This window comes from Mycolicibacterium frederiksbergense (assembly GCF_012223425.1).
In the GTDB taxonomy this organism is placed as follows: Bacteria; Actinomycetota; Actinomycetes; order Mycobacteriales; family Mycobacteriaceae; genus Mycobacterium; species Mycobacterium frederiksbergense.
This window is the reverse complement of record NZ_CP038799.1, coordinates 576,232-591,727: the sequence shown is the minus strand read 5'-3', so window position 1 is coordinate 591,727 and position 15,496 is coordinate 576,232. Positions and strand designations below refer to the sequence as shown.

Below are 15,496 nucleotides of genomic sequence, written 5' to 3'. Positions count from 1 at the left end.
AGATCCGGTCAGCAAAACTGAAAGTGACTTTACTTTTTGTTCTGCCGAGGTGCAAGGCCGAGGACCTGCCGCCACGCCCGAGCGATCTAGGGGACCGGAACGCCTTCCTTGAGGAATGTCAGGCTTGCCACCGACCCGTCGGGTTGCACCGTCAGCCGGAACTGCCCCGGCCTGCGGGTCATCTGCAGGGGCACGTTGACCACCGTCACGTCACCGCGCTGGATGTTCTCCGGCACGCCGTGCGATTGGTAGGCGCCGAACACCTGCTGATACAGATCCCAGGACTGCTGCAATGCCTGCGTGGGCAGCAGTGACTGCATCGTCGGATTGAAGTCGGCGGCTGCGGCCGGATAGTCGCCGCGGACGATCTCGTCGAGGGTGGACAGCGCGACCTGATCCGGCGGGACCTCCGCGGCCGCCGTCGGCGCTCCCAGCGTCAAAGCGCCCGCACCGAGGAGGACCGCCATGATGGCGGCCAGCGGTCGCGCGGTGTCCGATTGTCGAGGATGGCGGGTATTTGCTGGGCGCACGGGGGTCAGGATAGGCCCCTGGGGTCATTTATTCGATCGAATCGTCAACATGATCGGTGCGCGGATAGTGCGCTTCTGCAAAAGTGCGCGCATTCGGCTGCAGCACAGTAATTTTCGCACAGGTAAATTCCATAGCGAGATCTTCTTGCCGCCTTCGCCGTGCGTATTGACAGTGTTCGATGGCTTTGTGAGATTGTGTAGGCTCGGGCTCGGAAGGTTGCCAAAGCGATGTGCATCGGAATGCCGCGCCAGCGGAATCCGCGTCGGCCACCGACCGGTCATTGGCGCCCTGTTTGACGGAGAAAGTAGTTGTAGCTTTGGCGATTGCGGGTCTTCTCACCCCACTCCTCATGGAATCTCCCAGGGGTCACCCCGATGCGGCCAAGCCCGGCAACGTGAACAGGCCACGGGCAAGCGGCTCTGAACTGCTGAACCGGCACGCCTCGGCGCGCCCAGGGAAGTCTCCGGCCGGGCGCGCGAATGCCGGCGCCGGGGCGGGAACACGATCCACACCGATGAATTGTCCTATCCGTCAATTGCTTTGGAGGGCCGCGTGAGCACAAACCCGTTCGACGACGAAAAGGGTCGCTTTGTCGTGCTGGTCAACGACGAGGAGCAGCACAGCCTCTGGCCCACGTTCGCTGACATCCCCGATGGTTGGCGAGTGGTGTTCGGTGAGGACGATCGTGCGGCGTGTCTGGAGTTCATCGAACGGGAATGGACCGATATCAGGCCCAAGAGTCTGCGGGACCGATTGGCCGCCAAACAACCAGGCTGATGGCCAGAACGTCGCGATTCGAGGGTGGGGATGGAACTCGGGGAATCAGCGCTACCGATCACCCGCGCACAGCTGGACATCTGGCTGGCACAGGAGACCGGTCAGTCCGCCACTGAGTGGCAACTCGGTCTCTTCGTGGAGATCGACGGCATGCTCGACCGCAAGGCCCTGAAATGGGCCATCCGCCGGGCGGTCGAGGAGTCCGAACCACTGCGGGTCGGTTTCTTCGAGGCGGACGGCGAGGTGTTCCAGAAACGTCTCGATGATGACGCGGTCGAGCTGACGGTGTTCGACGTGCGCAAATCCGACGCGCCCGCGCAGCAGGCGCTCGACATGGCATTGGCGATTCAGCGCACGCCGATGCCGCTCGACGACAAGCTGTACAAATTCGTGCTATTCCGGGCCGGTGCGACGAAGAACTATCTCTTCGTCTGCTGCCACCACATCGTCATCGACGGAGTGGGTATGGTTCTGGTCTGTCAGCGGATGGCTTCGATATATTCCGCCGCCGTCTCCGGCGCGCCCATTTCATCCACCGTGTTCGGTTCACTCACTGACCTCATTGCGTGCGAAAACACGTACGAGAATTCGGAATCGTACGCGCGCGATCAGCTGTATTGGCAAGATCATCTTCCCGGTGGATCCGGTAATGATCACCACCGAACGAAAAATGCGGCGGCCGTTGATCTTGTTCAGGCACTTGAGCGCGTCCCGCTGAATCCGAGAATTCTGGCCGGCGTCGAGAAACTCAGCCAGAAGTGGAGTATGGCACGTTCATCGGTGATCACTGCCGCATGCGCACTGATGCTGCGCGGCTGGTGTGCCGACGGGGACGAGGTCGTGTTCGACTTCCCGGTCAGCAGACGCGTCGAACCCGAATCGAAAACCCTGCCCGGGATGGTCGCCGGGGTGGTTCCGCTGGTGCTGAAGATATCGCCGACCACACCGGTCTCGGAGTTCTGCGCGCAGGTCGACACCTGCATCCAGGAAGCCCTGCAGCATCAGCGATTTCCGGTGGAAGCTCTGGAACGCGAACTCAACGCACGCGCTCCAGGGGAGATCGCGGACCGCCCGGTGCTCGATTTCCTCCCGTCGGCGTTCACCGTGCCCTTCGGCGGTGCCACCGCGACAGCGTCGCTGACCTCCAGCCTCGGGCGCGGTTCCGGGCTGATGTTCACCGGGGCCGGAGACGACCTGCTGCTCAGCACATTCGGCGCCGCCCAGCCCTTCTCGACGACGCCGGCTGCCGATTTAGTGGGACACCTGGAACGCATCCTGGCGGCGATGGCCGCGAATCCGGTGCGCCCGCTGTCCTCTGTCGATCCACTGGCCGAACCCGAGCGCGCAGCGGTGGCCACGCTGGGTAACTGGTCGGCACTGCGCGGTGCCGGTGCCGCGCCGACATCGATCCCGGCGATGTTCGCCACGCAGGTCGCCAACCGCCCCGAGGCCGTGGCGGTCAGTGCGGGGCAGAGCTCGCTGACCTATGCCGAACTCGACGACGCATCGAATCGTCTGGCGCACCGGCTCATCGGTGGCGGCGTCGGGCCGGGCCAACGGGTGGCCATGCTGTTGCCGCGGACCGCCGAAGCCGTCACCACCGTCATGGCGATCCTCAAGACCGGGGCCGCCTACCTGCCGGTCGACCCATCGCTGCCGGCGGCCCGGATCGCGTTCATGCTGGCCGACGCCGCCCCGTCCGCCGCCGTCACCACCGCGGCCACGAGCGGCCTGCTCGGCGAATTCGATGGTCCGATAGTCGATATCGACGAGACCGCCGTCGATGCGGGTCCGGTCAGCGTGCCGGTCGCACCCGACGACATCGCCTATGTCATCTACACCTCCGGCACCACCGGAACCCCCAAGGGGGTGGCCGTCACCCACCACAACCTGACCCAGTTGATCGCCTCCCAAGATGGCGGCCTGCCCGCTGAGCAGGCCTGGTCGCACTGGCATTCCTACTCGTTCGACTTCTCGGTCTGGGAGATCTTCTCCGCGCTGCTGCGCGGCGGCCGGTTGGTCGTGGTGCCCGAATCGATCGTCGGCGAACCCGATGAGTTGAACCACTACCTCGTCGAGCAGCGCGTCAACGTCCTCACCCAGACCCCCTCTGCCATCGGCATGATGCCTCCCGAGGGGCTGGAGTCGACGGCCTTGGTGATGGGCGGTGAGGCGTGCCCCGCCGATGTGGTGGACCGGTGGGCACCGGGCCGGGTGATGATCAACGCCTACGGACCGACCGAGACCACGATCTACGTCGCGGTCAGCGCGCCGCTGCAGGCAGGCGGCGGTGCCGCTCCGATCGGCTCCACGGTCGCGGGGTCGGCACTGTTCGTGCTCGACGGCTGGCTGCAACCGGTGGCACCCGGGGTGGTCGGAGAACTCTATGTGGCGGGCGCCGGTGTGGGCCTGGGGTACCTGGGCCGCTCCGACCTCACCGGATCCCGGTTCGTGGCCTGCCCGTTCGAGGGATCCGGGCAGCGCATGTACCGGACCGGTGACCTCGTGTACTGGGGCGCCGATGGGCAGCTGTGCTACGTGGGGCGCGCGGATGAGCAGGTGAAGATCCGCGGGTACCGGATCGAAGTCGGCGAGGTCGCAACGGCATTGGCCGACGTCGACGGGGCCGGGCAGGTGGCGGTGATCGTCCGGGAGGACCGCCCCGGGGACAAACGGCTCGTCGGGTACGTCACCGGCTCCGTGGACCCGGCGCAGGCACGCGCGGCGCTGGCCACTCGGCTGCCCGGCTACATGGTGCCGACCGCGGTGGTCGTGCTGGCCGAGCTGCCGCTGACCTCCAGCGGCAAGCTGGACGTCCGGGCCCTGCCCGCACCGGAATACACGCCCGGGCAGCACCGGGCCCCCGAAACCGCGACCGAGGAACTGCTTGCCGGAATCTATGCCGAGGTGCTCGGGCTGGACAGCATCGGCGTGGATGACTCGTTCTTCGAGTTGGGCGGCGACAGCATCATGTCGATGCAGGTGGCCGCGAAGGCCAGGGCCGCCGGGCTGACCTGCCGACCGCGTGACATCTTCGTCGAGGAGACCGTGGCACGTTTGGCCCGCGTGGTCGCCGCCCGAGACGACACCGGCCCGGTCGACGAGGGCATCGGCGCGGTGCCCGCGACGCCGATCATGCGGTGGCTGAACGACCTAGGCGGCGCAGGCGGCTGGGCCGACGAGTTCAACCAGACCATGGTGGTGCAGGCACCGTCGGGTGCCACCGCCGCCGATGCGCGAGACCTGCTGCAGACCCTGTTCGACCGGCACGCCGCACTCCGGCTCCGGGTGGGTGCCGGCGGTGCCATCAAGATTCCCGAGGCCGGCGCGGTGGATGCGCGGCACTGCCTGCACCTCGTGGACGCGCTCACCGACGACGCAGTGCGGACCGCTCGCGCGCGACTGAACCCGGCGACCGGCGCCGTGCTCAGCGCACTGTGGATCCCCGCGAGCAGTCGGCTGGTACTGATCATCCACCACCTCGCCGTCGACGGGGTGTCCTGGCGAATCCTGCTGGAAGACCTGACCACCGCGTGGATGCAGCGCCGTGCTGGGCAGCCCGTCGAACTGCCGCCGACCGGCACGTCCTTTCAGCGGTGGGCCACCGTGCTCGCCGAGCACGCCCAGCTACCGGCCGTGATCGAGACGGCCGAAAGCTGGCGGCGGCTGGCGGTTGCTCCCGCCTTGCCCGCGGCGCGACCGGCGGCCGACACCTTCGCCACGGCCGGACGGCTGTCATCGACGCTGGATGCCGAGAACACCCGCATCCTGCTCGGCCAGGCGCCCGCCGCGTTCCATGCCGGGGTGCAGGACATCCTGCTGATCGGCTTCGCGCTGGCCGTCTCGGAGTTCCTGGGCAGCACTACCCCGGTCGGTATCGATGTCGAAGGCCACGGTCGGCACGAGGAACTCGCCGAGGACATCGACCTGTCCCGCACCGTCGGCTGGTTCACCACCAAGTACCCGGTCGCCCTGTCCATCACCGGGTTGTCCTGGTCCCAGGTACGCGCCGGTGCGGAGCCGCTCGGGGCGGTCATCAAGAACGCCAAGGAACAGCTGCGCGCGCTCCCGCACCCGTTGACCTACGGGCTGCTGCGCTACCTCAACGACGGCATCGACCTCGACGGGGTTGATCCGACCGTGGGGTTCAACTATCTGGGCCGCCTGGATAATTCGCCGGGGACCGCCGGTGACGAGCTGTGGCGCCCCGGCCCGGACGCGCTGTCGCTGACCGGCACGGCCGCCGCGGTGTCGATGCCGCTGGTGCACACCGTGGAACTCAACGCCGCCACCGTGGACGCCGCGGACGGTCCGCAGCTGCAGGCCGACTGGACCTGGGCCACCTCGGTGCTCGACGCGGCGCAGGTCACCCGCTTGAGCGGCCTGTGGTTCGAGGCGTTGGCCGGTATCTGCGCACATGTGCGCGGCGGTGGGGGAGGGCTCACCCCGTCGGACATCGTGCCCGCCCGGCTCAGCCAGTCGCAGATCGACGACCTTCAGGCCCGGTTCCGGATCGCCGACATCCTGCCGCTGACACCGTTGCAGCAGGGCCTGCTGTTCCACACCGACAGCGCCCATTCCGAGATGTCCGCCGAGATGTATTCGGTGCAACTCGATTTCACCCTGACCGGAACACTCGACCCGGATCGCCTGCGTGACGCGGTACGCGCCGTGGTCGCCCGGCATCCGCACCTCGCCGCCCAGTTCATCCAGGGCTATGACGAGCCGGTGCAAATCCTGCTGGAGGATCCCGAGATCGCCTGGAAGTTCCTCGATCTCACCGAGGGGGCCGGCGACGACACGATCGAACGACTCTGTGCCGAGGAACGCGCCGCCGTCGGTGACCTCGCGAACCAGGCGGCCTTCCGTGCCGTGTTGATCCGCACCGGTGCAAAACGGCACCGGTTCATCCTCACCAACCATCACATCCTGCTCGATGGTTGGTCGATGCCCATCCTGCTGCGCGAGATCTTCGCCTGCTACGCCGGGGAGCGCCTCCCCGCCGCGGCGTCCTACCGGGCGTTCCTCACCTGGCTGGCCGACCGTGACCTCGACGCCGCACGTGCGGCCTGGCGGCAGGCACTGACCGGGTTCGACACGCCCACCCTGCTCGGCTCACCGGATCGGCGTCCGGACCGACTCGGGCTGGGGCAGCGCGGTTTTGCGTCCTTCCCGATACCCGCGGCGACGACACAGGCTCTCGGCGAACTCGCCCGGTCCTGCCGCACCACCGTCAGCACCGTGCTGCAGGGCGCCTGGGGCGTGCTGCTGACCTCACTGACCGGCCGGCACGACGTCGCGTTCGGCACCGCCCGGTCCCGGCTCGGCCAGATCGAGATGGCCGACGCCGAATCGATGGTGGGACTGCTGATCAACACCGTGCCGGTGCGCGCCAACATCACCGCGGACGCCAGCACCGCAGATCTGCTGGAGCAGTTGCACACCGCGCACAACGACACCCTGTCCCATCAGCACCTGGCGCTCACCGAGATCCACCGCGCCACCGGCCACGAGCAGCTGTTCGACACCCTGTTCGTCTACGAGAACTACCCGGTGGACACCGGGGCGCCGCTGGGCGCCGATGACCTGGCGATCGAAGGGTTCACCAACCGCGAGTTCAACCACTACCCGCTGACGGTCGAAGCCATCCCGGGCGACGAGCTGAATCTGCACGTCGAATACGACACCGAGGTCTTCACCGCGCAGGGCATCGCGACGTTGATGGGGCGGATGCGCAGGTTGCTGACCGCGATGGCCGCCGATCCAGCCCGGAAGCTGTTGTCCATCAACACTCTTGATGCCGACGAGCATCGCCGATTGGCCCAGTGGTCCGGCGCGGGTGTCGAGGCACCCGTCGGCCTCGCCACCGGGCTGCTCGCCGCGGCGGTAGCCGTCGACCCGGACGCGCCCGCGATCGTCGACGGTGAACACAGCCTGACCTATCGCGAGCTCGACGAATGGTCGACCCGGCTGGCGCGCACCCTGATCGGGGCCGGTGTCGGACCCGAATGCGCCGTCGGGGTGGCCGTCGACCGGACCGCCGAGCTGGTCGCGGCCTGGTGGGCCGTGCTCAAGGCGGGCGGTACCTACGTGCCCATCGACCGCACCCATCCGGTGGAACGCATTGTCACCGTGCTGGATTCGGTGAACGCCGGATGCGTGCTGACATGCGGTATGGACACCGTGGCCGGTGCCGGGCAGCGCCCGGTGCTGCGCATCGACGAACTCGCGCTGTCCGGGCAACGCGCCGAGGAGATCACCGACGAGGAGCGGCTCGCGCCGCTGGGCACCGACGACACCGCCTACGTCATCTTCACCTCGGGCTCCACCGGTGAACCCAAGGGCGTGGCGGTCAGCCACGCCGGCCTGCTCGGATTCGCCGCCGCCCAACGCGATATGTACCGGCTCGCCGCGTCGTCTCGGGTATTGATGGTCGCGGCGCCCACCTTCGACGCCTCACTGTTCGAGATCCTGATGGCCACCGGCGCCGGTGCTGCCCTGGTGATCGCGCCCAAGGACGTGTACGCCGGTGAGGCGCTGACCGAACTCGCGCACCGGCAGCGCGTCAGTGCAGCCCTGCTGACCCCGACGGTGGCGGCGTCCCTGGACCGGACCCGGCTGCCGGAACTGACCACCCTGATCACCGGCGGTGAGGCCTGCCCCGACGAACTGGTGCAGGCCTGGGCGCCCGGTCGGCGGATGTTCAACGCCTACGGACCCAGTGAGGCCACCATCTGGGCCACCGGCACCCCGCTGTCACCGGACCGGCCGGTCAACATCGGATCCCCGATTGCCGGGATGCGGACACTGGTGCTCGATGCGCAGTTGCGCGCGGTGCCCGCCGGTGTGACGGGCGAACTGTATCTGGCCGGACCCGCACTGGCACACGGGTATGTGGGACGGGCACGGTTGACCGCAGAGCGGTTCGTTGCCGATCCCGATGGTGGTCCGGGCGCACGGCTGTACCGCACGGGTGATCTGGCGCGCTGGAACAGCGACGGCACCCTGGACTATCTGGGGCGGGTCGACACCCAGATCAAACTGCGCGGACAGCGCATCGAGCTCGGCGAGATCGAGAGCGCGCTGCTGGCCTGCCCCCAGGTGGGCCAGGCCGCCGCCGCCGTGCACCACGGCACCGCAGGCTCACAACTGGTCGCCTACCTGACCTTCGAGCACGCCGACACCAACCGCGATACCGGGCAGGACACCCAGATCGTCGAGGAATGGCAGAGCATCTACGACCAGCTCTACGCCGCCGATATCGAGGCACCCGGTTTCGGCGAGGACTTCCGGGGCTGGAACAGCAGCTACACCGGCACGGAGATCCCGCTCGCCGAGATGCGGGAATGGCGGGCCGCGACCGTCGACCGCATCCTGGCGTTGCAGCCGCGGCGGGTGCTGGAGATCGGTGTGGGATCCGGTCTGCTGCTGTCCCAGGTGGCCGGGCACTGCGAGCAGTACCTCGCCACCGACATCTCGGCGGTTGTCGTCGACGCGATCGCACAGGCACTGCAGGACAACCAAATTGCCTGGCGTGACCGGGTGCAGTTGCTCGCGCGGCCCGCCCATGTCACCGACGGGCTGCCGCGCGGACACTTCGACACCATCGTGGTGAACTCCGTCGTCCAGTATTTCCCGAACGCGGCGTATCTCGGCGAGGTCATCGACAATGCGATGGAGCTGCTGGCCCCCGGCGGCACACTGTTCATCGGCGACGTCCGTAACCACAGCCTGCAGAACGCCTTCCAGACCGGGATCGTGCTGGTGCGGCACGCAGCGGCCGGCCTGGATGCCGCCGTCATCCGCCAGCGTGTGCAGCACGCGGTGCTCGGCGAACCCGAACTGCTGCTGGCCCCGGAGTTCTTCACCAGCTGGGCCGACAATCATGTGGCGGCCTCGGGCGTCGACATCCAGGTCAAACGCGGCACCGCCGACAACGAACTGAGCCGCTACCGCTACGACGTAGCCATCCGCAAGGGCCCCGGCCCGGTGCGTTCACTGGCCGACATCCCCACCCACGAATGGCCTGCGGGATGCCGCAATCTCGCCGAACTGCAGTCCATGCTGGTGGAGGACCGTCCCGATACCGTTCGGGTCAGCGGTATCCCGCGCACCGGGGTGATCGAAGACGTGCTGCTCGAACAGGCACTGGCCGACGGGCAGATCACGGTCGAGAAGCCATCGTCACTACCCAGCTGCACACCCGAGGAGCTGTACCGTCTGGGCGAGTCGACCGGCTACCACGTCGCCGTCACCTGGGGCGCGGCGCCGGGCACCGTGGACGCCGTCTTCGTCGCTTCCACCGGCACCGCGACACCCGCGCTCACCGATGTGTACCTCCCGGTTCCGCACGCGGTGCACGCCAACGAGCCGCACAGCGCCACCAAGATCAGCGCGGTGCGGCGCCGGCTGAGCGCCTGGCTGCCCGACTACATGGTGCCGCCGCACATCGTCGTGCTCGACGAGATGCCCCTGACCTCCTCGGGCAAGCTGGACCGAAAAGCGTTGCCGGCGCCCGAATACGGCGACGGTGACGAATACCGGGCACCCGCCGGCGCGGTCGAGGAGATCCTCACCGACATCTACGCCCAGGTGCTCGGTCTGCAGCGGGTCGGTGTTGACGATTCGTTCTTCGACCTCGGCGGCGATTCGCTGTCGGCGATGCGACTGATCGGCGCCGTCAACACCAGCCTGGACGCCGACCTGTCGGTGCGCACCATCTTCGAGGCGCCGACCGTCGCGGAGCTGGCGCCCCGCATCGGTGGCGACGCCGCGCGGCTGGAGCCACTGGTGGCCACCGACCGACCCGCCGTCATCCCGTTGTCGTTCGCGCAGAACAGGTTGTGGTTCTTCGACCAGCTGCAGGGGCCGTCACCGATCTACAACCTCGCGGTGGCCCTGCGACTGCGTGGCCACCTGGATGCCGACGCGCTGCGGCTGGCGCTCGGCGATGTGGTGGCCCGCCACGAATCGCTGCGCACCCGGTTCGTGGCACCGGAAGGATCGGCTCAGCAGGTCGTCATTCCCGCCGAGGACGCCGATATCGGCTGGCGCACCGTCGATGCCGACCGGTGGCCCGCGGACCGCCTCGACGAAGCGGTCGGCGCGGCGGCGCGGCACACCTTCGATCTGGCCACTGACATCCCGTTCCACGCAACGCTGTTCCGGGTCTCCGACGGAGAGCACATCCTGGTGGCCGTCGTGCATCACATCGCCGCCGACGGCTGGTCGGTCACCCCACTGGTGCGTGATCTCGGATTGGCTTATGCCAGTCGGTATGTGGGTCAGGCGCCGGGGTGGGCGCCGCTGCCGGTGCAGTACGTCGACTACACGTTGTGGCAGCGTGCCCAGCTGGGCGAGTTCGACGACGACCAGAGCGCGATCGCCGCTCAGCTGGCGTACTGGGAGACCGCGCTGGCCGGTATGCCCGAGCAGCTGCAGATTCCCACCGACCGCCCCTACCCTCCGGTGGCCGATCACCACGGTGCCCGGGTGGCCGTGCAGTGGCCGACCGAGCTGCAGCAGCAGGTGCGCCGGGTGGCCCGCGAACACAACGCCACCAGTTTCATGGTGATCCAGGCGGCCTTCGCCGCGCTGCTGGCGCAGATCAGCGCGACCACCGATGTCGCAGTGGGCTTTCCGATCGCCGGCCGGCGCGATAGCGCGCTCGATGACCTCGTCGGTTTCTTCGTCAACACGCTGGTGCTGCGCGTCGACGTGGCGGGCGACCCGACCTTCGCCGACCTGCTGGCGCAGGTGCGCGGGCGCAGCCTGGCCGCCTACGAACATCAGGATGTCCCTTTCGAGGTGCTCGTCGAACGGCTCAACCCGGCGCGCAGCCTCACCCGGCACCCCCTGGTGCAGGTGCTTCTCGGTTGGCAGAACTTCGCCTGGCAACCCGGCGACGCCGCCGGACTGGCGCTGGGCGACCTGCAGGTGACCCCGCTACAGGTGGATACCGAGACCGCCCGCATGGACCTGGCGTTCTCGCTGGGGGAGCGCTGGAACGCCGACGGCGATCCCGACGGTCTGGATGTCACGGTCGAATACCGCACCGACATCTTCGATGCCGCCTCCGTGGCGGCCCTGGTCGGCCGGCTGCAGCGGTTGTTGTCGGCGCTCACCACCGATCCGCGGCGCCGGTTGTCCTCGATGGATCTGCTCGACGACGGCGAGCGGGCCAGACTCGACCACTGGGGCAACCGCACGGTGCTGGGGCTGCCCTACCCCGGATCGACGGTACCGGCGAGGTTCGGCGCGCAGGTCGCCCGCACACCGGACGCCGTCGCGGTGGTGCACGGGAAACGATCGTTGACCTACACCGAACTGGATCGGACCGCCGACCGCCTGGCGCATCTGCTGATCGCCGGCGGCGCGGGCCCGGGACGGTCGGTGGCACTGCTGTTCCCGAAATCGGCCGAGGCGATCGTGGCGATCCTGGCGGTGCTCAAATCCGGTGCGGCCTACCTGCCGATGGATCCCGCGCTGCCGCCGGCCCGCATCGAGTTCATGCTCGACGACGCCGGGCCGGTCGCCGTGCTGACCACCGCGACGCTGGCCGGCCGGGTAGCCGGGGCCGGAATCGCGGTCATCGAGTGTGACGACTGCGCCGACCCCACCCGCGCGGTGGCGGCCGGCCACGTCCCGGAGGGGCCGGGCCCCGAGGACATCGCGCACATCATCTACACCTCCGGCACGACCGGCGTTCCCAAAGGTGTTGCGGTCAGTCACGGCAATGTGATCCAGCTGTTCGACGGACTCGACATCGGTATCGAGCTCTCCCCGGAGCAGGTCTGGACCCAGTTCCACTCCTATGCCTTCGATTTCTCGGTGTGGGAGATCTGGGCGGCGCTGCTGCACGGTGGACGCCTGGTGGTGGTCCCCGATGACATCGCCCGTTCGGCACCGGACTTCCATGCCCTGCTGATCGACGAACGGGTCACCGTGCTGACCCAGACCCCCTCGGCGGCAGCGGTATTGCCCACCGAGGGCGTGGATGCGGCACTGGTGATCGGCGCGGAGGCCTGCGCACCGGAACTCGTGGACCGCTGGGCGCCCGGGCGTGTCATGGTCAACGTCTACGGCCCGACCGAGACCACCATGTGGGCCTGCAAGAGCGCCCCGCTGGCCGCCGGGTCCGGTGCGCCGCCGATCGGTGCACCGACCGCCGGGGCCGCGTTCTTCGTGCTCGACGCCTGGTTGCGGCCCGTGCCCCCCGGGGTGGTCGGCGAACTGTACCTGGCGGGCCGCGGCGTCGGAGCCGGCTACTGGCGCCGGACCTCCTTGACCGCAACCCGTTTCATGGCGTGCCCGTTCGGTGAGCCGGGCACCCGGATGTACCGCACCGGCGACCTGGTGTCCTGGCGACCCGATGGTCAGCTCGACTACTTCGGCCGTGCGGACGAGCAGGTGAAGGTCCGCGGCTACCGCATCGAACTCGGCGAGGTGCGCTCGGCCCTGGCCGCCGTGCACGGGGTGGAACAGGCGGTCGTCATCGCCCGCGAGGACACTCCGGGTGACAAACGGCTGGTCGGCTACATCACCGGGTCGGCGGACCCGGTGACCGCCCGCGCCGCCCTGGCCGAACGGCTGCCGGGCTACATGGTGCCGTCCACGGTGATCGGGGTGCCGGCGATGCCGGTCACCGTCAACGGCAAGCTCGACACCCGGGCACTGCCGGCCCCGGACTACCACGAGACCACCCGCTACCGAGCGCCCGCCGGTGCCATCGAGCAGGCGCTTGCCGACATTTTCGCCGACACCCTCGGTGTGCAGCGCGTCGGCGTCGACGACTCGTTCTTCGACCTGGGCGGCGATTCGCTGTCCACCATGCGCCTCATCACCGCCGTCAACAGCGCGCTGGGCGCGGACCTGCCGGTCCGCACGGTCTTCGAGGCGCCGACCGTCGCCCAGCTGGCACTGCGGGTCGATCTCGGTGGCTCCCGCAAGGCACCGCTGGTGCCGGCCGAGCGGCCGCCGGCGGTCCCGTTGTCCTTCGCGCAGAACCGGTTGTGGCTCGTCGACCAGCTGCAGGGACCGTCACCCATCTACAACATCGCGGTCGCGCTGCGGCTGCGCGGGCGGCTCGACCCCGCTGCGCTGCGCGCTGCGATGGCCGACGTGGTCAGTCGGCACGAGAGTCTGCGCACCGTGTTCGCCTCGGCGCACGGCATCCCACAACAGGTGGTTCTCCCGGCCGATACCATCGAGGTCGGCTGGGACACCGTCGATGCCACCGGCTGGTCGCCCGATCGGCTGGATGAGGCCATGAGTGCGGTGGCCCGGTACACCTTCGACCTGACTTCCGAGATCCCGCTACGCGCCGGACTTTTCCGCGTGACTCAGGATGAGCATCTGCTGGTGGCCGTGGTGCACCACATCGCCGCCGACGGCTGGTCGCTGCGGCCGTTGGTCACCGACCTCGGCACCGCCTACGCATGCCGCTCGGCCGGACAACCGCCGCACTGGGTACCGCTGCCGGTCCAGTACATCGACTACACCCTGTGGCAGCGTGCCGAACTGGGTGAGCTCGATGACCCCGCAAGCCCGGTCGGCGAGCAGCTGCGGTATTGGGAAGGCGCCCTGGCCGGCATACCGGAACACCTGGACCTGCCGACCGATCGCCCCTACCCGGCGGTGGCCGACCACCGCGGCGCTACCGTCGACATCGACTGGCCCGCCGAGTTGCAGCAGCAGATCGCCCGACTCGCCACCGCGCACAACGCCACCAGCTTCATGGTCGTGCAGGCCGGGCTGGCGGTACTGCTGTCGAAGCTGAGCGCCAGTTCCGATGTCGCCGTGGGCTTCCCGATCGCCGGTCGCTCCGACACCGCCCTCGACGACCTCGTCGGCTTCTTCGTCAACACCCTGGTCCTGCGGGTCGATCTCACCGGCAACCCGTCGATCGCCGAGCTGCTGGAGCGGGTGCGCACCAGCAGCCTGAGCGCCTTTGAGCATCAGGACGTGCCCTTCGAGGTCCTGGTGGAACGGCTCAACCCGACCCGCAGCCTGACCCATCACCCGCTGATCCAGGTCATGCTGGGGTGGCAGAACCTGCCCTGGCAACACGCGGACACCGCCGCCGGCCTGGTACTCGGTGACCTGGAGATCAACCCGCTGCCGGTCGATACCCACACTGCGCGCATGGATCTGGCGTTCTCACTGGCCGAACGTTGGACCGAATCCGGAGCCCCGGACGGGATCGGCGGCATCGTCGAGTTCCGCACCGACGTGTTCGACGCGGCAACCGTCGACGACCTGGTCGACCGGCTGGGTCGGGTGCTCGTGGCGATGACCGCACACCCGGAACGGACGCTGGCGGCCCTGGATCTCCTCGACCACAACGAGGTATCGCAACTGCGCGCCCTCGGCAACGTGGCGGCACTCGGCAACGCACCGGCCGGGATCTCGATACCGGAACTGTTCGGCGAACACGTCGCGCGCACCCCCGACGCGGTCGCGATCAGCGGTGACCGCTCGCTCACCTATGCGGCCCTCGATGAGGCGTCGAACCGGCTGGCGCACCTGCTGATCCGGCACGGTGCTGGACCGGGTCAGGTCGTGGCGCTGCTGCTGTCGCGTTCGGCCGAGGCGATCAGCGCGATGCTGGCCGTCCTCAAGACCGGCGCGGCCTACCTGCCGATCGACCCGGCCTGGCCCGCCGAACGCATCGGGTTCGTGCTGTCCGACGCGTCACCGGTCGCCGCCGTGGTCACCGACGAATTCGCCGGACTACTCGCAGGTTTCGGCGGTGCCGTCGTCGATATCGACAACGTGCCCGACGGCGGTATCGACGCACCGCTGGCCGCGCCCGCCGCCGACAACCCCGCCTACCTGATCTACACCTCGGGTACCACCGGGGTGCCCAAGGGTGTCGGGCTGACCCACGCCAATGTCACCCAACTGCTCGGGGCGCCGCACCGCGGGTTGCCCGAGGGGTCGGTGTGGAGTCACGCGCACTCGCTGGCCTTCGATGTGTCCGTCTGGGAGATCTTCGGACCGCTGCTGCGCGGTGGCCGTGTCGTGGTGGTCCGCGATGTCGAGGACCTGCACGCGGTGATCGTCGCGCAGGGCGTCACCGTCCTGACCCAAACCCCCTCGGCAGCAGCGGTGCTGCCGACCGAGGGACTGGAATCGACGGTGCTGGTCGCGGTCGGCGAGGCCTGCTCAGCAGAAGTGGACCTCCGGC

The 15,496-nt window shown here is 68.5% G+C and carries 2 protein-coding genes and 1 pseudogene; 2 read left to right on the top strand and 1 reads right to left on the bottom strand.

Annotation, left to right across the window (positions count from 1 at the left end):
- Positions 1–86: 86 nt before the first annotated feature.
- On the bottom strand, positions 87–530 hold the full coding sequence (locus EXE63_RS05795; protein WP_168141181.1) for a DUF3887 domain-containing protein: 444 nt from the start codon (positions 528–530) through the stop codon (positions 87–89).
- Positions 531–1,083: 553 nt separating this feature from the next.
- On the opposite strand from EXE63_RS05795, the gene EXE63_RS05790 reads away from it, so the two are divergent.
- Complete coding sequence (locus EXE63_RS05790; protein WP_168141180.1) at positions 1,084–1,308, top strand: MbtH family protein; 225 nt, start codon at positions 1,084–1,086, stop codon at positions 1,306–1,308.
- Positions 1,309–1,338: 30 nt separating this feature from the next.
- A pseudogene (locus EXE63_RS33415) lies at positions 1,339–15,426 on the top strand (amino acid adenylation domain-containing protein); the annotation flags it as partial.
- Between the last annotated feature and the right edge of the window lie 70 nt (positions 15,427–15,496).